Below are 20,372 nucleotides of genomic sequence, written 5' to 3'. Positions count from 1 at the left end.
CGCAACCTGACCTCTGTCCAATCGAGTGCGGTGTAACAACCGCTATTTAGCAGTAAACAGGGTAGTGGGGAGAAACAAGATGAAAAAGTGGTTATGTATCATCTGCGGATTGATTTACGACGAGGCCAAAGGCTGGCCCAGTGACGGCATCGCCCCGGGCACTGCTTGGGAAGACGTACCGGATGACTGGCTTTGCCCCGACTGCCTGGTCGGCAAGGCCGATTTCGAGATGCTCGAGATCACCGACGAAGAGCCGGCTCCGCTGGCGGTGGTGGCCGAACTCAGCACCCCGCTGACCGACGCGGCACTCGAGCCGGTGGTCATTATCGGTACCGGTCACGGCGGTTATCAGCTGGCGGCGGCGTTGCGTGCCCAGTCACCGAACCTGCCCATTACCCTGTTTACTGCCGACGACGGCGCCCTGTACAGCAAGCCCGCCCTGTCCAACGCCCTGGCGCTGGGCAAGGATGGCGACAGCCTGGTCAGCGAGCCGGCGTTGGCGTGGGAGCAACGGCTCGGGGTGCGGGTTTATCCTCATACCCGGGTCGAGCGTATCGACCGTGACAACAGGCAGCTGCATACCAATATCGGCATTTACCCCTATGGCCGTCTGGTGCTGGCTACCGGCGCCTCACCCATAGTAATTCCGGTGGAAGGCGAGCAGAGCACCATGCTCAGCGTCAACGATCTGGCTGATTATCGCCGTTTCCGCCAGCAACTGACGGGCAAGCGGCACGTCACCATTTTGGGCGATGGCCTGATCGGCTGCGAGTTTGCCAACGATCTGGCGGCGCAGGGGGTGGCGGTGACCGTGGTGGGCCTGGGCCAGTGGCCGATGGAGCGACTGATCCCGCAACCGCTGGGACAGGCGTTGCAGCAGGCGCTGACCGAGCTGGGCACCGACTGGGCCCTGCAGGACAGCATCACCCGAATCGACACCGAGGGCGAAGGCTATCGCCTGCAGCTGCAAAGCGGTCGCGTGCTGAATACCGATCTGGTGCTGAGCGCCGTGGGGCTACGGCCCAATACCGGTCTGGCTCAGGCGGCCGGGCTGGTAACCGGTCGCGGCATCCGTGTCGATATTTGTCATCAAACCTCGGATCCCCATATTTTTGCCTTGGGTGACTGCGCCGAGGTTGAAGGCCAGTGGGCGCCCTATATTGCGCCCATCAACCAGGCCATGCCGGCGCTGGTCAACAGCCTGCTCGGCACCCTGACCCCGGCGGTGCTCAAGCCGGCACCGGTACTAGTCAAAACACCGGCGCTGCCGTTGTCGGTGATGCCGGCCAGCGGCGAAGGCGAATGGCGGGTAGAAGGCAGTGACCAGGAACTGGCGGCGGGTTTTTATAACCCCGCCGGCGCCCTGGCCGGGTTTGCCCTGCTGGGCAGCACACAACAGGGACTGCGCAGCCAGTGGCTGGAGCGCCTGACATCAAACCGCCAGGCGGCCTGAGGAGCAGAACATGATTAACTTACCCAAAGATGACTACAGCTGCGGCTGGTATCAGGCCCTGCCACCGGCCGCGCCGGTGAAGCGGCTCAAGGGCGTGCAGAAGGCCGACTATGCGGTGCTGGGCGCCGGCTTTGCCGGCCTGGCGGCCGCCCGCCGGCTGGCCGAGCATCATCCACAGGCGCGTATCCTGCTGGTGGATGCCCAGCGGGCCGCCGAAGGCGCCTCCGGTCGTAATTCCGGCTTCGTGATCGACCTGCCGCACAAGTTTGCGCTGGAACATCCGGATCCGGCCCACAAGCAGAAACTGCTGGGGCTGAACCGCTCCGCCATCGCCCAGCTGGACGGCCTGGTGCAGCGCCATGGCATCGACTGTCAGTGGTCTGCGGTCGGCAAGTATCAGGGCGCGGTAGGCGAGCGGGGTGAGGCCTTTCTCGATCACTTCGAACATCTGATGAAAGACCTGGGCGAGCCTTACCGCAAGGTGGAGCACGGCGAGCTGAGTGCGGTGCTGGGCACCTCCTATTATCGGCGTGCCATCTTTACCCCCGGTGGCTATCTGATGCAGCCGGCGGCGCTGGTGCGCGGCATGGCGGAAAACCTGCCGGACAATGTCGAGCTGCTGGAGCAGTCGCCGATCCGCTCCCTGCAACAAGAGGGTGGCAACTGGCGTCTGCTGGGCGACGAAGGCGAGATCCAGGCGCCGACACTGCTGCTGGGCACCAGCATCTTTACCCGCGAGTTCGGCTACCTTAAAAATCGGCTGTTGCCGGTGATGACCTTTGCCAGCTGGACCCGGCCGCTGACCGACGCCGAGCTGGCGCGCTACGGCGGTCAGCTGAACTGGGGTCTGACCCCGGCGGATCATGCGGGTACCACGCTGCGCATGACCGCCGACCGCCGCATTCTGATCCGCAACAGCTACAAGCATGTGCCCCGGTATGGCGGTAGCATCAATGACGGCATGCGCCAGCGTATTCAGGCGGATCATCGGCAGGCGTTTCTGGCCCGTTATCCGGATCTGGCCGAGGTACCCTTCACCCATACCTGGGGCGGGGTCTACGCCATCTCCCGTAATTTCACCAATTTCTTCGGGCAGCTGGAAGATGGTGTCTACGCCAGTGCCTGTGACAACGGCGTGGGGGCAGCCTGGGGCACCATTTCCGGCTCCCTGCTGGCCGATCTGGCGGTGGGCGCGGAATCCGCTCAGCTGCGTGACATCCAGCAAGTGACCGGCATGCCCAGCCTGAACCCTCCCGAACCCTTTCTGGGGCTGGGGGTGAGAAGTCGTATTGCCCTGGCCAAGTGGCACAGTCGGAGCGAGTTATGAGTGAAGTAAGAGTCATCGACAGCAAGGAACTGGATTTCAGCTTTCGTGGCGGCCCGCCGGGTGCCGCCTATGTGGCCCGGGCGCTGAGCCCGGAAGTCTCCCCGAGCATAGGGGTGGGCTTTGCTCGCTGGGAAGGGGCCGAAGTGGCCTGGACCGTGCTGTATGACGAAGTGGTATTCGTGATCGAAGGCTGCTTCGAACTGACCGCCAACGGCAAGAAACACGAGGTTCGTCCCGGCCAGATGCTGTGGATTCCCGAAGGTACCGAACTGGTGTATGGCGGCCATGCCCTGTTCGGTTATGTGGTTCATCCGGGCAACTGGAAGGAGTTACACGGACTGGCATGATAGAAGTTCGTCTCCAGGCACTACTTTGCCGGCCCTCTCGGGCCGGCTTTTTTTCTTCTCACGGCAATGAAAACAATATTATTTAATTACTCCACACGCCATGCGGGCGCCGCCGCCGCCCAAAGGTGCGGGGTTGTCACTGTGGTTATCGCCACCGGCATGGATCATGATGGCGCGCCCCTGAATTTGCGTGAGTTTTTCCAATTTTGGCGCCAGAACGGGATAGTTGGCATGACCGTCTGCATCCACATAGAGAACCGGCAAGTCGCCGAGATGCCCCTTGGCATCATAAGGACCTGAATGTTTACCGGTGTTGTCGGGATCAAAATGCCCACCCGCGGCACCTGCAGGTACAACCTTGCCATCCTCGCCGGTTTTAGGGCCGCAGTCAGGATGCTGATGAATATGAAAGCCATGAATGCCTGGTGCCAATTGAGATAACTCTGGGCCAAACAAGAGGCCATAGTCGGTTTCAGTCACCTTGATGGTGCCCAGCTCGACCGTCGTACCTTGCTCATCCACCTTATGAATTGCAATCTTCGCATCGTTAGCCAGGGCAGAGCCGCTGATGGCCGTTGCTAACATGGCGGTCGTTAATAAAGCATGCTTCATGCTGACTCCTGTTTTACGCGATAGTGATACCAGCCTAGAGCAAAGCCACATAATATTCGACCTTGCAGCGGTTAAATAATACGCGCCGCTTGCTGTTTGCGGATCAACACCGGAATCGACTTAGAGGTAGGCGTATCACTGCCATCGCCTACACTGTGCAGCGGCACCAGCGGGTTGGTTTCCGGGTAATAGGCTGCGACATCTCCTGGCGGAATGTCATAAGCCACGACCTTGAAACCGCCCACCTTGCGCTCTACATCATCCAGCCAGACGGTACTCAGCTCTACCCAATCGCCTTCTTGCAGGCCCCGGCGTTTGATTTCATCCGGGTGCATAAACAACACCATGCGTTGGCCATAAACGCCGCGATAGCGATCGTCCATGCCGTAGATGGTGGTGTTGTACTGATCGTGGGAGCGCAGGGTTTGCAGGGTGGACAACAAGCCTTGCGCCTTGGCGGTAATGGCTTGCGGGATCAGGCTTTCGGGCAGGGGAGCTGCGCCAAAGTTGGCTTTGCCGTTAGGGGTTTGCCATTGATAACGGGCGGCGCTGTTGCCCAGGTAAAAGCCGCCGGGCTGCATCAGCCGTTCGTTAAAGCGCTCGAAGCCGGGCAAGGTGGCGGCAATATGGTCGCGGATCAGATTGTAATCTTGCGACAGTGCCAGCCAGTCTACCGGTTGCGAGCCAAGAGTGGCGTGGGCAATACCGGCCACGATGGCGGTTTCCGAACGTTGCTGTGGGCTGTTGGGTTTGCCCACCCCTTCGGAGGCATGCACCATGCTGAACGAGTCTTCCACGGTAATGAACTGACTTACACCGGCCTGCATATCCTGCTCGGTACGGCCCAGGCAGGGCAAAATCAGCGCCTGTTTACCCGCCATAATATGGCTGCGGTTGAGTTTGGTACTGATTTGTACTGTCAGCTCGCAGTTGGCCAGGGCGCGTGCGGTGGCCAGAGTGTCGGGTGCCGCAGCGGCAATATTGCCGCCAAGGGCGATAAACACCTTGGCGTTGCCGTCCAGCAGGGCCTGTATGGCGGCCACTGCATTATGCCCGGGTTGGCGGGGCATGGGGTGTTTGAAGTGTTGCTCCATCTGGTCCAGAAAGGCGGCGCTGGGTCGTTCGTTGATGCCCACGGTACGGTTGCCCTGTACATTGCTGTGGCCGCGCACCGGGCACAAACCCGCCCCCGGTTTGCCCAGTTGGCCGCATAGCAGCTGCAGATTGGTGATTTCGCGAATGGTGGCCACCGAGTGCTTGTGCTGGGTAATGCCCATGGCCCAGGTAACGATGACCTTGCTGGCATCGGCATATACCCGTGCGGCCTGGCTGATCTGCTCCTGGCTCAAGCCGGACTGTTCGGTGATCTGCGTCCAGGAGGTTGCCTGTACCTGGTTCAGGTAATCCTCCAGGCCTTGCGTGTGTGTGGCAATAAAGTCGCGATCGAAGAGCCCGACCCCACCTTCGGCCAGGGCGGCTGTGTCCCACGCCAGTAACTGCTTGACCATGCCACGTACCACCGCCATGTCGCCGCCCAGTCGTGGGCAAAAATAATGACTGGAAATGCGCGAGTCTTTGGGCGTTAACATCTCGAGCGGGCTTTGCGGATCGGCAAAGCGCTCCAGCCCTCTTTCTTTGAGGTTGTTAAAGCTGACGATGGCAGTCCCGTTGCGGGCGGCGTTGCGCAGGCTGTGCAGCATGCGCGGGTGGTTGGTGCCCGGATTCTGGCCAAAAACGAAGATGGCATCGGCCTGTTCAAAGTCGTGCAGCGTGACGGTGCCTTTGCCCACGCCAATGGCCTGGGTCAGTGCCACGCCGCTGGCTTCGTGACAGAGGTTGGAGCAATCGGGGAAATTATTGGTACCAAAGGAGCGGCCGAACAGCTGATAGAGATAGGCGGCCTCGTTGCTGGCGCGGCCCGAGGTATAGAGTTCAAGTTGGTCCGGATGGTCCAGCGCCTGCAAATGGCGGCCGATCAGCGCAAAGGCATCGTCCCAGGAGATGGGCTGGTAATGATCGGTTTCCCGATTCAGATACATGGGCTGCTCGATTCGACCCTGATATTCGAGAAAGTAATCGCTTTGCCGTTGCAACTGGCTTAGGGAGTGCTGCTGGAAAAAGGCCGGCGTTACTCGCTTGGTGGTGGCTTCCCAACTGATGGCCTTGGCGCCGTTTTCACAAAAGGAAAAATGTTTGCCCTGCTCATCACCCCAGGCGCAGCCCGGGCAGTCAAATCCCTTGACCTGATTGGCTCGTAACAGGTTGCGAATATTGGCCGCCGGTTGTTTGCTGCCAAACACGAACCGGGTGGTGGAAGACAGGGCGCCCCAGCCACCGGCCGGACCCTGATAGGGTTTAATCTTTTTCGTCATGACCAGACTCTGCTAATGAAGTGGAATAAACCCGGGGCGCTTGCCGGCGGGGTAACTGCAATAAATTCAGGCCCAATTGCCGAGCCTGACGGGTGGCAAAATGAGTGGGCGCGCCCAGGGTCACCAGAGTTGGCAAGCGGGCGCGAACCATTTTTTGTACCAGCTCTATGCTGCAACGACTGCTGATCAGCACCAGACCAGAATGAGGGGGGATGTTGTGCTGTAGCAGGGTGCCAATCAGCTTGTCGAGGGCGTTGTGCCGGCCTACATCTTCACAGGCGTAGCGAATCTGACCCTGGGCATCGGCAAAAAAAGCGGCATGCATGGCACCACAGGTTTGTGCCAGCGGTTGCCATTGGGGCAGCTGCGGATATAGCCGGGCCAGTGCGGTTAACGAGGGCAATGGCGTATCGGGCAGGGGGGGTAATTCAGGAAACGCCTGGGTAAGCGAGGCGATGCCGCACAAGCCACAGCCGGTGCGGCCAGCCAGGGTGCGGCTGTGTTCTCGCCAGCGATAATGAGCCTGATTACTCAAGGTCACACAGGCTTCCAGCGCGTCGCCTCGTTGATGAAACTCCAGATCGTGAATGTCTCTCGGGTGCTGAATGATGCCTTCGCTGACTAAAAAACCGGTAATAAAGGCATCCAGCTGGCAGGGGCTGACCATCATCACCGCATGACTGATACCGTTGAGCACCACGGCCAGTGCCACCTCGTTGGCCAGGGCATGACGTTCTCCGGCCGCGCTGGTGACATAGTGATAACCCGGCAGTGTTTCTGGCTCGCATAACGATGACATACAGGACTTGCCCGGTAATGAAACGAATAAAGTCAGTGTAGACAGCCGACCCTGAGGGATCTAATTGAAAACATCGATATCTAAATAGATACTATCTATTAAAAGCATGCTCAGTAATCTTGTTTGCTGATTGAAAGGCGAGGTGTTCATGGATATTAAACAGCTGCATTATCTTTGCGCTCTGGCGCGAGAGCAGCATTTTGGGCGCGCGGCCCTGGCTTGCCACGTTACCCAGCCCACACTGTCGATGCGGCTCAAGCAACTCGAAACCGAACTGGGGGTCTTGCTGATCCGCCGCGGCAAACAGTTTGAGGGGTTGACTCCGGAAGGGATGCGAGTAGTGGCTCAGGCCCAGGTACTGTTGAGCCATTACGACAACCTCAAGCAGGAAGTCGAGACGATGAAGGGCAGTCTCACCGGAACGGTACGCTTGGGTCTGGTGCCGCTTAGTTGCATGGATTTGAGTCCGATACTGTCTCGCTTGCATCAGCGTTATCCGGGCCTGGGTTTCGAAATCAACGACATGACCGCCGATGACATTCTGCAAGGGCTCGACAATAACAGCCTGGACATTGGCGGAGGCTTTTTTGAACCCGACGTGCTGACCAGGCTGAACAGTTTGGCGCTGCCCGAGCAGGGTGTGGTGATCGCCTTTGGTCCTGGCTGGAAATCGCGTATTCCGGCGGCGCCGACGGCGGCAGATTTGGCCTGCCTGCCTTTGTGTCTGCCCAAGGCCGGCATGTATTTTCGTCGTTATCTCGACACCATGTTTGCCCAGCAAGGGATCAGGTTGCAGCCGGTACTGGCGTCCAATTCTGTGTATCGTTTGATGCGCGCCGTACACTCGGGCCTGGGTTGTGCCTTGATCCCTGCAGGAAGTGTGTTGTTTACCGAACTGCCCGAGGTTGAAACCCGGCCGCTGGTATTGCCTGCCATGGCGCGAATTGGCGCTTTGGTAATGCGTAACGATGCCCAGGCCAGTGTGCTGGCCAGGGGGTTTTTCGATATGGCCAAAGAATGCTGGCATCCATTGGCTCCCTCCGCCGACACAAACGCCAAAGCTGTCCTATGATTATTTATCGCCCTCAAATCGAGACGGCATAGTCAGTATACAAGGCTGGCCTGCCTGGCTAACGGATAAAAGTGGTAACCACTATGAGCATGGATATGCGACTGCAACATAATCAGGATGATTCATTGCATCTCATGGCAGACATGATTGCCGAGAACCGTAGTGACTGGCATCAGTTGTGTGAACAAGTGGCCAGTTGTGTTGGTGCCCAGGCTGCCTGCTATGTTTTTTTTCATGATCAACAGCCCCCTTCGCTGGCAACAGGAACAGAGTGGTCGCTGCTGCCCAGATGGTCATTGGCCGACTATCAAGCCATTTGGCAGCAGAAGGCATTTTACTCTGCCATTACCGGTGCTGCTGCCTGCCCGGATAATCGCTATCTGGCAGTGCCAATAAGCCGTGGTGGCCTCACCGGGCTGTTGCTGCTTCAGTATCCAACCCTGGCGCCGGCACTGCTTCCACCCCAGCGCCGATTGCTTGACACCATGGCGGTACACGGCGCCCTGCTTTTTCATGACGGCCATCACAGGGCTCGGCAACGCAAGCGAGAAGGGTCATCGCAGCGGTTGCTCAATCGACTCAAGGTCATATTCGATCATGTTCCTATTCCGATTAATGCCTTTAACGCCGAGGGACGCTGTATTCTCTGGAATCATGAGTGCGAGCAAATTTTTGGCTGGAGTTTTGAAGAGGTAAAACAGCACCCGAATCCCATCAGTCTTTTTTATCCCGATCCCGCCGAACAGGCCGCCGTTATCGCCACCTTTAACAACTCTAACAGCACCGAGTTTACAGAATGGCGGCCGATGACTCGGGCCGGAGAGCGGCTGACGACCCTGTGGGCCAATATCATGCTGCCCAATGGCGAAATGTTGTGTGTGGGACACGATATCAGCGAACAGAAAGAAGCAGCCAATCAGCAGCGTCTGGCCGCCAGCGTATTCGAGTCGAGTTACGACGCCATCATGATCACGGATGCCAATCGTTGCATCGCGCATATTAATCCGGCCTTTACACGTATTACCGGCTATACATCTGCCGAGGTGATGGGCCGCAATCCCGATTTACTGGAACATATCAGCACGGAGGATGATTTTTACAGCGCACTCTATCAAGAGCTCAATACCCAGGGATATTGGCAGGGCGAGCTGTCGAGTCGGCGCAAAAATGGCGAAGCTTATTCTGTGCTGCTGGCAATCTCTGTTGTTAAAGATGACGAAGGCAGGGTGATTAATCATGTTGCCATATTCTCCGATATTACCTACCTGAAAGAGCATGAAGCCCAGCTAAGGCATCAGGCTTGTCACGATGTATTAACGGGGGTGCCCAACCGTATGCTGTTTGGTGAGCTGCTGGAGCGCGAGATTTCGTCCGCAGAACGTAACAATGGCCGCCTGGCAGTGTGCTATCTCGATCTGGATGGTTTCAAGGCGGTAAACGACAACCTGGGCCATGCGGCCGGAGATCGATTGTTAATCGAGGTCAGTCGCCGCCTGGGAAAGATCACCCGTAGTTGCGACGCCATGTCGCGGCTGGGAGGGGACGAGTTTGCGCTCTTGTTTACCGGACTGCACAACAGTCTGGAATGCGATGAAATACTTAACAGGGTACAGAGTATCGTCAGCGAACCGGTTGAGTTGGAAGGGCAGCAGGTTTACGTTTCTGCCAGCATCGGCGTGGCACTGTATCCGCAAGACGGTATGGATGCCGAGTTACTGCTGCGCTATGCCGATCAGGCCATGTACCAGGCTAAAAAGCAGGGAAAAAATACCTATGTATTTTTCGATGCCGCCCTGCACCTGCAGGAACAAAACCGGCAGCAGCAGCTGGCGCGAGTGATGAATGCCTTTCGCCAAAAAGAGTTTTTGTTGTACTACCAGCCTACTATCGATCTGTTTACCCGCCAGATGGTGGGGCTGGAGGCATTGCTGCGCTGGAAGGACCCTGAATACGGCATAGTAACGCCGGGGGATTTTTTACCCATTATTCTGGGCAGCAAAATGGAGTTTGAGCTGGGCATGTGGGTGATTGAGCAAGTGTTGCAACAAATGACCCTATGGAGTGAGCAAGGGCTGGCATTCAAGGTCAGTTTTAACGTCAGTAGTGGTCAGCTGATGCATCCGGATTTCAGCAAGGAGCTGAATCGGTTACTGGCTCTGTATCCCCAGGCACCGCCCGCTTTACTGGAGCTGGAGTTTCAGGAAAGTGCCGTACTGGCGGATATCAATTCTACCGTGGCCGTGCTGGAACGATGTCGCAGCCTGGGAATATGCGTGTCATTGGACAATTTTGGCACCGGCTATTCGTCGCTCAGCCATCTTAATCAGCTACCGGTAGATACCCTGAAAATAGATCGCAGCTTTATCTGCAATTTGTTGTCGAATGCCCATGACGTCAGCATGGTGGAAAGCGTGATTCAGCTGGCGGCGGCATTAAAAATCGGGGTGACGGCAGAAGGGGTCGAGCAGGTCGAGCAGGGCACTCGATTGCAGCAGCTTGGCTGCCAATATGTGCAGGGCTATGGCATTTCTCAGCCGTTACCCGCAGGGCAGATTGGTGGCTGGTTGCAGCAGTGGAATATAGATCAGTTAATGTAAAACAGCCCCGGAACAGGGGCTGTTTTATTATGGCCTTGCTAAGGTGGTCCTAAACCGTCTGCTTACAGCTGCGGTCCGGCCGCCACCAGGGCTTTACCTTGCTCGGTATCGGTAAACTTGTCGAAATTGTCCACGAAGCGTTTGGCCAGATCCTGTGCCTTGCCGTCCCACTCTGCCGGGTCGGCGTAGGTGTTGCGAGGATCCAGAATGGCGGTGTCTTCCACGCCATGCAAGTCGGTCGGAATCGCCAGATTGAAATAAGGCAAGTCTACAAACTCGGCATCTTCAATCGAACCGTCGAGAATGGCGTTGATAATGGCACGGGTCGCCTTGATGGAGATACGCTTGCCGGTGCCATTCCAGCCGGTATTCACCAGGTAGGCTTCGGCGCCTACGGCATCCATCCGCTTGGCCAGCACTTCGGCATACTGGGTGGGGTGCAGGCTCAGGAAGGCCGCGCCAAAACAGCTGGAGAAGGTGGGCGTCGGTTCGGTAATACCGCGCTCGGTACCGGCCAGCTTGGCGGTAAAGCCCGATAAAAAGTGGTACTGGGCCTGCTCGCGAGACAGCTTGCTCACCGGTGGCAATACGCCAAAGGCATCGGCGGTCAAGAAAATGACTTTCTTGGCATGACCGGCTTTTGATACCGGTTTGACGATGTTGTCGATGTGGTAGATGGGGTAGGAGACACGAGTGTTCTCGGTCTTGGATCCATCATCAAAGTCGATGGTGCCATCTGACCGTACGGTCACGTTTTCCAGCAGCGCATCGCGACGAATGGCGGCGTAGATCTCCGGTTCGTTCTCTTTGCTCAACTTGATGGTTTTGGCGTAGCAGCCCCCTTCAAAGTTGAACACGCCGTCATCGTCCCAGCCGTGCTCGTCATCACCAATCAGTGCGCGATCCGGATCGGTGGACAAAGTAGTCTTGCCGGTGCCGCTCAGGCCAAAGAAAATCGCCACATCACCCTCTTTGCCCACGTTGGCAGAGCAGTGCATGGAGGCAATGCCTTTTAACGGCAACAGGTAGTTCATCATGGAGAACATGCCTTTTTTCATTTCGCCGCCATACCAGGTACCGCCGATCAGCTGTACCCGTTCGGTCAGGTTGAAGGCCACGAAGTTTTCGCTGTTCAGACCCTGCTCTTTCCAGTTGGGGTTGGTGCACTTGGCGCCGTTCATGACCACAAAATCGGGTACAAAATCAGTCAGCTCGGCGTCGGTGGGGCGAATGAACATGTTTTTTACAAAGTGTGCCTGCCAGGCCACTTCGGTGACAAAGCGCACTGCCAGGCGAGTGTCGGGATTGGCACCACAGAAAGTATCGATAACAAACAAACGTTTGCCGGATAGCTGCTCGGTCACCAGGCTCTTGAGCTCTGTCCAGGTTTGCTGGCTCATGGGCTTGTTATCGTTTTTACCCTGATCTGCCCACCAGACGGTGTCGCGGGTGATGTCATCACGCACTATGTATTTATCTTTTGGAGAGCGGCCGGTAAAAATGCCGGTGTCCACGGCAACGGCGCCAAGGCGGGTTTCGATCCCTTTTTCATAACCGGTCAAATCGGCTCGGGTTTCTTCGGCAAACAGCAGCTCGTAAGAAGGGTTATGAAGGATTTCGCTAGCATTGTGAATGCCGTAATCGGAAAGGCCTAATTGCTGCGCCTTGGACGTCATATTATCTCCTGGTACAGAGGGGTTGGTTAAGCATAGCTATCACTATGATTTATGACGGAAGATTAGCAGGAATTTAGTAGTATTTAGGGGATCGGTGTCAAAATTTAGAGTATTGCATGGAAAATTAACAAAAAAGGGGCACAAAACCCCCTTAATATTGTAAGCAATGTTAATGTATTGTCGGTGCATCATTAAAGAGATTTTGTATATCTGCGCCATTAAAGTGATAGTGCTGACCACAATAGTCACAGTGCATTTCTATTTTACCTTCTTCTTTTACAACCTCTTGGGCTTCTTGCTGGCCTAATTGCAGCAGCGCCTGTTCGCACTTCTCACGAGAGCAGGTGCACTTGAAGCATACCGGCTGCGGATCGAACACCCGCACCGCTTCCTGATGATAGAGGCGGTAAAGTACTTCATGAGCATCCAGATTCAGCAGTTCGTCGGCTTTAATGGTGTGGGTCAGCGCTTCCAGATGGGTAAAGTCGCCGTTTTGACCATCGGGCAGCGCCTGCAGCAACATACCGGCACAACGAGGCTGGCTTTGCTCTATGTCGGTAAACAGCCAGATGCGGGTGGTTAACTGTTCCGATTGGGCAAAGTAGCTTTCCAGACTTTCGCTCAACGAATGCTCGCCCAGTTCAACAATACCCTGATAGCGTTCGCCGTCATCCGGGGTAATGGTAATGGCGAGGTAGCCTTCGCCGACGAGGTCCGAGAGTTTGGTGGTGTCTGGAATATCGCCTTCCCAGCGCGCCACGCCGCGCATCTGTTGTTGGTGATCGCCGTTGATCACGGCTAACGAGACGGGGCCATTACCCTGCAGCTGTACTGTGATGTGGCCTTCAAATTTGAGGGTGGCCGTCAGCAGGCTGGTGGCGGTAAGCAGTTCGCCCAGCAGCCGTTGCACCGGAGCAGGATAGGCCTGAGATGCCAGTATTTGCTGATAGCTTTGCTGCAGCTGCACTAGCTCGCCTCTTACCTGATAGTTGTCGAACAGATAACGGTGAAGTGTGTCTATGTGGGTCATAAAAATCCTGTCTCTTAGTATTAACGTTGTACGTCCCACGCTGTACGCTTTACGTAAAGAACGGGTTGCGTACCGCGTAAGGCGTTTAACGTACGGCTTAGTTTGTGCCTATTCCTGGCCCAGCTTGATTTTAAGTAGAGAACGGCGCTCTTTTTTATCCGGCTTGCGTTGCGGGCTGGGTGCAAACTGGCTGTTGAGTTTTCGCGCCTCGGCATTCTGTTCACGCTTTTTAATGCTGTCTGGCGTCTCCTGGTACAAGGTCTGGGCCTGCTCGGCCTTGCCTCTGTGTTCCGACAGCGCCAGTACCACGACTTCCTTTTCATCATTACCCTGACGCAAGCGAATATGGGCTCCGGCTTCTACCAGCTTGCTGGGTTTGCTGCGCTGGCCATTATAATGCACCTTGCCGCCATCAATCATGGTGCGAGCCAGGCTGCGTGTCTTGTAAAAGCGCGCGGCCCACAGCCATTTGTCGAGGCGGATGCTGGGAATGGATCCGTTCATATCATTCGCTCTCATCAATATTTTAAAAGTTAATCATACCAGATGCCGATTATTGCGGCTTAAATTGGTCGCTGCAAAGCACTTGTAGGCAGACGTTTATCGCCAGTTACGATAATCTCTGGGTAAGCTTAGCCAAAAGACGGAAGTGGAGCATGGCGGACAACAAGCAAAAACCTCAGATATTGCATACAGAATTGGTGGCAGAGAGTCGCTTATTCAAGGTGGAGTCGCTACATCTTAAGTTCAGCAATGGCGTAGAGCGTGTTTACGAACGCATGCGCAACAGTGGCCGTGGTGCCGTTATGCTGGTGCCCATGCTGGATGACCACACAATATTGTTGATCCGCGAGTATTCCGCCGGCACACACAGTTATGAACTGGGCTTTCCCAAAGGACTGATAGATCCCGGAGAAAATGCCATGGAGGCGGGTAACAGGGAACTGATGGAAGAAATAGGCTATGGGGCGAAACAGCTCACACCTTTGAAACAAGTCAGCCTGGCACCCGGCTATTTTGGTAGCCGAATGGATATCTTATTGGCACAAGATCTGTATCCTGAACAAAGAGAGGGGGATGAGCCGGAACCACTTGATGTGGTGCCCTGGCCACTGGATCAAATAGACCAGTTGATGGCCCGGCCCGACTTCAGTGAAGCGCGCAGCATCTGTGGTTTGTTTCTGCTGCAAGACTGGCTCAATAAAAAGGAGTAAGCATGGATATCTCTGCCTTGTTGCCCGGTGTGATAGCGGCCGCCCGAGAATCTGGCGGCCTTATTCTATCGCTATATAACAGTGGTCAATATCAAGCCGAACACAAAGACGACAATAGCCCGGTTACCAGTGCCGATTTTGCGGCTCATGATTACCTTAAACTGGCTTTGCGAGCCATAGCCGATATTCCCGTGCTGTCGGAAGAGGGTTGTGAAGTCTCGCTGGCCGAACGCAGCAGCTGGCCTCGCTACTGGTTGGTCGATCCCCTGGATGGCACTCAAGAGTTTATTGCCGGCAGTGGCGACTTTTCGACCATGATAGCCTTGATTGAATACGGTAAGCCGGTGCTGGGCGTGGTGTACGGTCCGGTGAATGATCTGCTGTATTATGCGGTGTCCGGTCAGGGCGCATTCAAGCAAGTCAACGGCGAAACCAGAGCCATTTCAGCCAGCCATTACGACCCAGACAAGCCGCTGACCCAGCTCAGGATCACCATTAGCCGTCGGCAGAATGTAGATTGGGTACGCGCTCGCCTGACCACGGATCTGGACTATCAACTGGTGCCGCTGGGCTCGAGTTCGCTGAAGTCGTGTCTGGTAGCAGAAGGTGGAGCGGATATTTATATGCGTATTGGCCCCACCGGAGAATGGGACACGGGTGCCACGCAATGCATTGTGGAAGAAGCGGGCGGGCGCATTCTGGATTTGTATCTGGAGCCGCTAAGCTATAACCGTCGCGACACCCTGATTAATCCCAATTTCATGACCATGGGTGACCCGGGCCTGCCCTGGCCCAAGATACTGATTAACCCGGCAGGCGCGGGCGACCAGCATTAAATATCACCACCCGCGCCGGCATTGGGTCGGCACGGGGGCTTTTATTCTTGGTCGTCGACTTCGAAGTCTTCTATTTCAATACCCAGCTCGGCCATAATGCTGCGGGCATGAGCCGGTATCTGATCCGGCACATCTTTGCGCAAGTCTTCGTCTTGCGGCAAAGGCTGACCGGTGTAGGCATGCAGGAAGGCTTCGCACAGCAGCTCGCTGTTGGTGGCGTGGCGCAGGTTGTTTACCTGCCGACGAGTGCGCTCATCGGTTAGTATCTTCAATACCTTGAGTGGTATGGACACGGTAATCTTTTTTACTTGTTCATTTTTCTTGCCGTGTTCGGCGTAAGGGCTGATATAGTCGCCGTTCCATTCTGTTTTCATTATCCACCCGCATCAAGGTTAAAAATCCGAGCAGGATTGTAACCCTTAGACTTTATATTGGCAATCCAACAGCAAAGAGGCTTAGACGTCCAGAAGGCTTGACGGCCTGTTCCGGCTGGGGTACTGTGCGCGCATGGAAATACCGTATTATTAGCTAGCAGGCTGCCCGTGGGCAAAGGAGAGGATATGCCAGATTATCAGACTCAAACACATGCGGTTCGTACCGGCATCGATACCGATACTCAGCATGGAGCTGTGGTACCGCCTATTTATCTGAGCAGTACTTATTCGTTTGCCGACTTTAATGAACAGCGCCGTTTCGACTATGCCCGCTCGGGCAACCCGACCCGTCAGACCCTGATTGATGCTCTGACCAAACTGGAACAGGGTGGCGGTGCGGCCGTGACCTCTAACGGTATTGGCACCATCAATTTAATCGTGACTTCTCAGCTGCAAAGCGATGATCTGCTGATCGCTCCCCACGACTGCTACGGTGGCAGCCACCGCATTTTTAATGCCTTTGCCAAAAAAGGGCATTTCAAGGTGGAATACGTCGACCAGACCGATGCGGCGGCCGTGGCCGCGGCGATGGCGAAAAAGCCGAAAATGCTGTGGATTGAAACGCCGTCCAACCCGTTGCTGCGGGTGGTGGATATTGCCGCGCTGTGTGCTGCGGCCAAAGAGGTGGGGGCGTTAAGTGTAGTGGATAACACTTTCTTGTCGCCTGTGCTGCAACAGCCGCTGACTCTGGGTGCCGATCTGGTGGTGCATTCGACGACCAAATATATCAACGGCCATTCCGATGCCTTGGGCGGTGCCGTGGTGGCCGCCAGTGCCGAACTGGCCGAAGAGCTGCGTTGGTGGGCCAACTGCTTAGGGTTGACCGGCTCTGCCTTTGATAATTACCAGACCCTGCGTGGCCTGCGCACCTTGGGTGTGCGTATGCGTCAGCATTGTGAAAATGCCGAAGCTTTGCTTGCCTATCTGCAAGGGCGCCCCGAGGTAAAAGCGGTGTATCACCCCAGCCTGCCAGACAGTCCGGGCCATGAGGTGGCAGCGCGCCAGCAATCGGGTTTTGGTGCCATGCTCAGCTTCGAGCTCAATGCAGATGAAGCCGGTATGCGCGCTTTTCTGGCCGAACTCAAGCTGTTCTGCCTGGCGGAGTCGCTGGGTGGGGTAGAAAGCCTGATTGCCCATCCAGCGACCATGACTCACGCCGCCATGCCCGAGGCCGATCGTATTATTGCCGGCATCAACGATCAATTGCTGCGCGTTTCCGTAGGCATCGAAGATGTTCGTGACTTGATCGCCGATTTTGACCAAGCTTTTAAGGTATTAAGCAAGTAATGACTCAGTACCAAGTTGATGCCGGCTCGCAACGGCGTCCGGTCCATAAATTTGGTGGCAGCAGCCTGGCCGATGCCGCCTGTTTTCACCGGGTTGCCGATATTATCCACAGCCAGAAGCAGGCCGATGCACTGATAGTGGTGTCGGCATCGGGTAAAACCACCAATCGCCTGATTGAGCTGCTTAATCTGTTTGTCAGTGGCGACAGTGCCGCGGCGACCACGCTGGAAGGGCTCTACAGTTTTCAACAGCAGTTGATTATCACCACCCTGGGAGAGGCGCAGGCCGCTCCCTTGCTGATCATGCTGGATGATGACATCAACCGTATTGCCGCGGTGCTGGAAAGCCAGCGACTGGACGATTATCAGCGCAATTTTATTCAGTCGTTTGGTGAGGTGTGGTCTGCACGGTTATTGGCCAGCCAGTTAAATCATCAAGGCATGGCGGCCACCAACCTGGATGCGCGCCGGTTTTTACGTGTGTCTGGATCGCCGGTACAGATAGATGACGCCTTTTCGCGCCAGCAGTTGCAACAGATTCTGGCGGAGCATGCCGATCAGGTGGTGGTGGTCACCGGTTTTATTGCCGCCGATGCCGATAACCGAACGCGATTGTTGGGCCGTAACGGTTCTGACTTTAGCGCCACTTTGTTGGCCGATCTGGCCGAGAGCAGTCACACCACCATCTGGAGCGATGTGCCGGGGGTATTCAGTGCCGATCCGCGCCGCGTTCAGGAAGCTCAGCTGTTATCTCGCCTGTCTTTATCCGAAGCCGCCGAGCTGGCCCGGCTGGGATCGTCCATCCTGCACAGCCGTACTTTGGGGCCGGTGGCCAGCAGCCGGCAACAGCTTATCTTGCGCAGCAGTTATCACCCCGATGACGGTCACACCCGGATTTTGCGCCAGCATCAACGTGAGCCGGGCGCACGCATCGTCACCTCGGTTGACGATGCGGTACTGATAGAAATGACTATTTCGGATCGCTACCAGGACAGGGTGAACGCCCTGACCGACTGGCTGACCCGGCGTGAACTGGCGCCGCTGGCTTGCAAGCGACGCCCCGAGCGCAAACTGTGGCAGATTGCCTACACCCGCGAGCAGGCCGAACAGGCTTTTTCTTTGCTGCGAGATCATCAGCCGGCAGGGGGCTTTGAAGGGCTGCAAGAGCGTGAAGGTTTCTCGCTGGTGGCATTGGTTGGCAAGGGCGTTACTGCCCAGCCCGAGCAGTGTTTGCACTTTTATCATGCCTTGAACGAGCAACCGCTGGAGTTTATTCAGCCCGCCAGAAATGGCCTGAGTCTGGTCGCCATTGTTCGTAAAATCACCCTTGAGCCTTTGCTGTTGCGGTTGCATCAGAGCCTGTTCAGCCGGCCCAAGCGCATCGGCCTTATTTTGTTTGGCCGCGGCAATATTGGCCAAGCCTGGCTGAAATTGTACCGGCAGCAAAAATCCCGGCTGGAGCAGCAACTGAATGTGCAGCTGACCCTGTATGGCGTATTTGACTCCAAAGGTGGCATGCTGGCCAGTCAGGGGCTTGAAGTGGATCGGGTACTCAGTGATTTTCAGCCGAATTCCATGGTCTGGCCCAACTGGCTGGAAAATCTGGAAGAGCATGGTTTTGATCAGCTGGTGGCGCTCGACTTTACCGCTTCCGACAATCTGGTGCAGTATTATCCGGATCTGGTGGAGCAGCATATTCATATTGTGGCCGCCAACAAACTGGCCGGTGCCGCTGAACAGGATTTCTATCTGCGTCTGAAGCAGAGCCTGGCCGAGCACAGGGTGCAGTTTTTAAGCAGCGCCACCGTGGGTGCCGGCTTGCCAGTGCAAAGCAGCATCAAGCAGTTGCAGCGTTCGGGCGAACAGATCCGGGCCATCAGCGGTATTTTTTCCGGTACTCTCAGCTGGCTGTTTCAGCACTACGATGGTCGCCAGCCGTTCTCCGAACTGGTATTGCAAGCTTGGCAGCAGGGGCTGACCGAGCCGGATCCCCGTCAGGACCTCAACGGTCAGGATGTGAAACGCAAGCTGGTAATACTGGCGCGCGAGGCCGGTTTTGATCTCGACCCCGCTCAGGTAAAAGTACAGAACCTGGTGCCCGGGGTGCTGAGTGAACTGGATAAAGACACCTTTTTCGACCGTTTGCCGGAGCTCGACCAACCGTTGGCAGATGCGCTGGCGGCGGCCCGGGAAAACAAAGGGGTGTTACGCCATATCGCACGGTTTGATGCGATAAGCGGTGAAGCCAGTGTGGGGCTGGAAGTGGTACCGCAGGATCATGCTTTTGCCCACCTGCGTCCGGGCGATAACGTTTATGCCATTGAAACCTGTCATTACCGGCAGAACCCGCTGGTCATTCAGGGCCCCGGTGCCGGCCGCGAAGTTACGGCAGGTGCCATGCAGGCAGATTTATGGAACCTGCTGGCCAGCTTCAAGTAGCCATATTCATGCCCCTTGAACTGATAAAAAAGGCTCCCGACCGGGAGCCTTTTTTGTATGGTGCGCCAGGCATGGACAGTTATCGAGAGGCGTCAAGAATGTTTTTTAAATCCGGGCACAGCGGCGAGGGCAGTGCCTCGGGCGAAAACCAGCCTACGGCCTCGGCATCGTCGGCGGCGTGCGCCTGACCACCTTGATAATGCCCGCTGACGGCGACCATCACGTAATGATGGGCCAGTTCGCCCTGTTCGTCATTGGCCAGCACGTCATAACAGGCAAAGGGCGCCTGCATTTCGGCATGAATGCCTGTTTCTTCGAGCAGTTCGCGTGCCGCCCCTTCGCTCATGGTTTCGCCCCATTCCAGTTTGCCACCGGGAAAGCCCCAATGACCCGCGTGGGGCGGATATTTCCGCTTCACCAGCAACACCTGCTGCTGCTGCCAAACAATGGCAATCACGCCTACCTTGGGGGTTGGTATGCTCTGAGGTAAAGACGCCATCTATGCTCCTGAGAATAAAATAGGCTCTTACCTTAGCGCAGCTCGGGGCGGGGCACCAGACGCTCGCGCAGATGTCACTTCTTCAACAGGCGATAGACGAACAGCAGCACAAGGGCGCCTATGATGGCGGTGAAAAAGCTGCCGAGGTTGAAGCCGGTGACCACGCCAAACCCCAGGCGAGTGCCGATCCAGCCACCTACGAAGGCACCGGCCACACCCAGCAAAATGGTCATGATAAAGCCGCCGCCGTCCCGGCCGGGCATCAGCCACTTGGCGATAATACCGGCGATCAGTCCAAAGATAATCCAGCTTAAAATACCCATGTAATCACTCCTGTTGAAAAGGGTGTTGTTAAGGGGGAAGCGTAAAGGGTGAAGAG

At 56.3% G+C, this 20,372-nt stretch carries 18 protein-coding genes; 9 read left to right on the top strand and 9 right to left on the bottom strand.

Annotation, left to right across the window (positions count from 1 at the left end; all coding sequences use genetic code 11):
* Positions 1-79: 79 nt before the first annotated feature.
* The 3 genes from IEW52_RS05970 to IEW52_RS05960 are packed head-to-tail and all read left to right on the top strand — an operon-like array spanning position 80 to position 3,127.
* Entirely contained in the window at positions 80-1,453 is a 1,374-nt protein-coding gene (locus tag IEW52_RS05970) for an FAD-dependent oxidoreductase (RefSeq protein ID WP_188629157.1), read from the top strand.
* Positions 1,454-1,463: 10 nt separating this feature from the next.
* A complete protein-coding gene (locus tag IEW52_RS05965; RefSeq protein ID WP_188629156.1) occupies positions 1,464-2,780 on the top strand; it encodes an NAD(P)/FAD-dependent oxidoreductase in 1,317 nt (438 codons plus the stop codon).
* On the top strand, positions 2,777-3,127 hold the full coding sequence (locus IEW52_RS05960) for a EutQ-related cupin domain-containing protein (RefSeq protein WP_188629155.1): 351 nt from the start codon (positions 2,777-2,779) through the stop codon (positions 3,125-3,127). The genes IEW52_RS05965 and IEW52_RS05960 overlap by 4 nt, the downstream gene beginning before the upstream one ends.
* 78 nt (positions 3,128-3,205) lie before the next feature.
* Here the strand turns inward: IEW52_RS05960 and sodC are convergent, their stop codons facing one another.
* From sodC to fdhD, 3 genes are all read right to left on the bottom strand, one after another.
* Positions 3,206-3,739 (bottom strand): superoxide dismutase family protein, encoded by a 534-nt coding sequence (sodC, locus tag IEW52_RS05955; RefSeq protein WP_188629154.1) that lies wholly within the window; start codon positions 3,737-3,739, stop codon positions 3,206-3,208.
* A gap of 71 nt (positions 3,740-3,810) precedes the next feature.
* The gene (locus IEW52_RS05950; protein ID WP_188629153.1) at positions 3,811-6,111 is read right to left on the bottom strand and encodes an FdhF/YdeP family oxidoreductase; all 2,301 of its coding nucleotides are present in this window, start codon (positions 6,109-6,111) and stop codon (positions 3,811-3,813) included.
* On the bottom strand, positions 6,095-6,910 hold the full coding sequence (fdhD, locus tag IEW52_RS05945) for a formate dehydrogenase accessory sulfurtransferase FdhD (protein ID WP_188629152.1): 816 nt from the start codon (positions 6,908-6,910) through the stop codon (positions 6,095-6,097). Before fdhD ends, IEW52_RS05950 begins: the two co-directional genes overlap by 17 nt.
* A gap of 148 nt (positions 6,911-7,058) precedes the next feature.
* On the opposite strand from fdhD, the gene IEW52_RS05940 reads away from it, so the two are divergent.
* On the top strand, positions 7,059-7,982 hold the full coding sequence (locus tag IEW52_RS05940; protein WP_188629151.1) for a LysR family transcriptional regulator: 924 nt from the start codon (positions 7,059-7,061) through the stop codon (positions 7,980-7,982).
* Positions 7,983-8,065: 83 nt separating this feature from the next.
* Positions 8,066-10,579 (top strand): sensor domain-containing protein, encoded by a 2,514-nt coding sequence (locus tag IEW52_RS05935; RefSeq protein ID WP_229667810.1) that lies wholly within the window; start codon positions 8,066-8,068, stop codon positions 10,577-10,579.
* Positions 10,580-10,641: 62 nt separating this feature from the next.
* On the opposite strand, the gene pckA is transcribed toward IEW52_RS05935, so the two are convergent.
* From pckA to hslR, 3 genes are all read right to left on the bottom strand, one after another.
* A complete protein-coding gene (gene pckA / locus IEW52_RS05930) occupies positions 10,642-12,255 on the bottom strand; it encodes a phosphoenolpyruvate carboxykinase (ATP) (RefSeq protein WP_188629150.1) in 1,614 nt (537 codons plus the stop codon).
* A 169-nt stretch (positions 12,256-12,424) separates the two neighbouring features.
* Positions 12,425-13,285, bottom strand: coding sequence for an Hsp33 family molecular chaperone HslO (hslO, locus tag IEW52_RS05925; protein ID WP_188629149.1), 861 nt, complete (start codon positions 13,283-13,285; stop codon positions 12,425-12,427).
* Between the two features lie 108 nt (positions 13,286-13,393).
* A complete protein-coding gene (gene hslR, locus IEW52_RS05920; protein ID WP_188629148.1) occupies positions 13,394-13,789 on the bottom strand; it encodes a ribosome-associated heat shock protein Hsp15 in 396 nt (131 codons plus the stop codon).
* Positions 13,790-13,941: 152 nt separating this feature from the next.
* On the opposite strand from hslR, the gene nudE reads away from it, so the two are divergent.
* Positions 13,942-14,499, top strand: coding sequence for an ADP compounds hydrolase NudE (gene nudE / locus IEW52_RS05915; protein ID WP_188629147.1), 558 nt, complete (start codon positions 13,942-13,944; stop codon positions 14,497-14,499).
* A 2-nt stretch (positions 14,500-14,501) separates the two neighbouring features.
* Complete coding sequence (gene cysQ, locus IEW52_RS05910) at positions 14,502-15,335, top strand: 3'(2'),5'-bisphosphate nucleotidase CysQ (RefSeq protein WP_188629146.1); 834 nt, start codon at positions 14,502-14,504, stop codon at positions 15,333-15,335.
* A 41-nt stretch (positions 15,336-15,376) separates the two neighbouring features.
* On the opposite strand, the gene metJ is transcribed toward cysQ, so the two are convergent.
* The gene (gene metJ, locus IEW52_RS05905) at positions 15,377-15,709 is read right to left on the bottom strand and encodes a met regulon transcriptional regulator MetJ (protein WP_188629145.1); all 333 of its coding nucleotides are present in this window, start codon (positions 15,707-15,709) and stop codon (positions 15,377-15,379) included.
* A 186-nt stretch (positions 15,710-15,895) separates the two neighbouring features.
* On the opposite strand from metJ, the gene metB reads away from it, so the two are divergent.
* Together metB and metL are read left to right on the top strand one after the other, a co-directional pair.
* Positions 15,896-17,056 (top strand): cystathionine gamma-synthase, encoded by a 1,161-nt coding sequence (gene metB, locus IEW52_RS05900; RefSeq protein ID WP_188629144.1) that lies wholly within the window; start codon positions 15,896-15,898, stop codon positions 17,054-17,056.
* Entirely contained in the window at positions 17,056-19,494 is a 2,439-nt protein-coding gene (gene metL, locus IEW52_RS05895) for a bifunctional aspartate kinase/homoserine dehydrogenase II (protein ID WP_188629143.1), read from the top strand. The genes metB and metL overlap by 1 nt, the downstream gene beginning before the upstream one ends.
* A gap of 79 nt (positions 19,495-19,573) precedes the next feature.
* Here the strand turns inward: metL and IEW52_RS05890 are convergent, their stop codons facing one another.
* Positions 19,574-19,993, bottom strand: a complete 420-nt coding sequence (locus tag IEW52_RS05890; RefSeq protein ID WP_229667809.1) for an NUDIX hydrolase — start codon at positions 19,991-19,993, stop codon at positions 19,574-19,576.
* A gap of 74 nt (positions 19,994-20,067) precedes the next feature.
* Positions 20,068-20,316 (bottom strand): GlsB/YeaQ/YmgE family stress response membrane protein, encoded by a 249-nt coding sequence (locus tag IEW52_RS05885; RefSeq protein ID WP_188629142.1) that lies wholly within the window; start codon positions 20,314-20,316, stop codon positions 20,068-20,070.
* Between the last annotated feature and the right edge of the window lie 56 nt (positions 20,317-20,372).

The sequence above is a fragment of the Oceanisphaera marina genome, assembly GCF_014643915.1.
GTDB classification, from domain to species: Bacteria; Pseudomonadota; Gammaproteobacteria; order Enterobacterales; family Aeromonadaceae; genus Oceanimonas; species Oceanimonas marina.
The sequence above is the reverse complement of the archived record's forward strand: the minus strand, read 5'-3'. Positions and strand labels throughout refer to the sequence as shown.

Bases quoted from the DNA above. Each gene is read 5' to 3' on its own strand.
- cysQ (WP_188629146.1), top strand. From the start codon at position 14,502: ATGGATATCTCTGCCTTGTTGCCCGGTGTGATAGCGGCCGCCCGAGAA.
- metB (WP_188629144.1), top strand. From the start codon at position 15,896: ATGCCAGATTATCAGACTCAAACACATGCGGTTCGTACCGGCATCGAT.
- hslR (WP_188629148.1), bottom strand. From the start codon at position 13,789: ATGAACGGATCCATTCCCAGCATCCGCCTCGACAAATGGCTGTGGGCC.
- metJ (WP_188629145.1), bottom strand. From the start codon at position 15,709: ATGAAAACAGAATGGAACGGCGACTATATCAGCCCTTACGCCGAACAC.
- IEW52_RS05885 (WP_188629142.1), bottom strand. From the start codon at position 20,316: ATGGGTATTTTAAGCTGGATTATCTTTGGACTGATCGCCGGTATTATC.
- IEW52_RS05970 (WP_188629157.1), top strand. From the start codon at position 80: ATGAAAAAGTGGTTATGTATCATCTGCGGATTGATTTACGACGAGGCC.
- IEW52_RS05960 (WP_188629155.1), top strand. From the start codon at position 2,777: ATGAGTGAAGTAAGAGTCATCGACAGCAAGGAACTGGATTTCAGCTTT.
- sodC (WP_188629154.1), bottom strand. From the start codon at position 3,739: ATGAAGCATGCTTTATTAACGACCGCCATGTTAGCAACGGCCATCAGC.
- fdhD (WP_188629152.1), bottom strand. From the start codon at position 6,910: ATGTCATCGTTATGCGAGCCAGAAACACTGCCGGGTTATCACTATGTC.
- nudE (WP_188629147.1), top strand. From the start codon at position 13,942: ATGGCGGACAACAAGCAAAAACCTCAGATATTGCATACAGAATTGGTG.
- pckA (WP_188629150.1), bottom strand. From the start codon at position 12,255: ATGACGTCCAAGGCGCAGCAATTAGGCCTTTCCGATTACGGCATTCAC.
- IEW52_RS05950 (WP_188629153.1), bottom strand. From the start codon at position 6,111: ATGACGAAAAAGATTAAACCCTATCAGGGTCCGGCCGGTGGCTGGGGC.
- IEW52_RS05965 (WP_188629156.1), top strand. From the start codon at position 1,464: ATGATTAACTTACCCAAAGATGACTACAGCTGCGGCTGGTATCAGGCC.
- metL (WP_188629143.1), top strand. From the start codon at position 17,056: ATGACTCAGTACCAAGTTGATGCCGGCTCGCAACGGCGTCCGGTCCAT.
- IEW52_RS05940 (WP_188629151.1), top strand. From the start codon at position 7,059: ATGGATATTAAACAGCTGCATTATCTTTGCGCTCTGGCGCGAGAGCAG.
- hslO (WP_188629149.1), bottom strand. From the start codon at position 13,285: ATGACCCACATAGACACACTTCACCGTTATCTGTTCGACAACTATCAG.
- IEW52_RS05935 (WP_229667810.1), top strand. From the start codon at position 8,066: ATGAGCATGGATATGCGACTGCAACATAATCAGGATGATTCATTGCAT.
- IEW52_RS05890 (WP_229667809.1), bottom strand. From the start codon at position 19,993: ATGGCGTCTTTACCTCAGAGCATACCAACCCCCAAGGTAGGCGTGATT.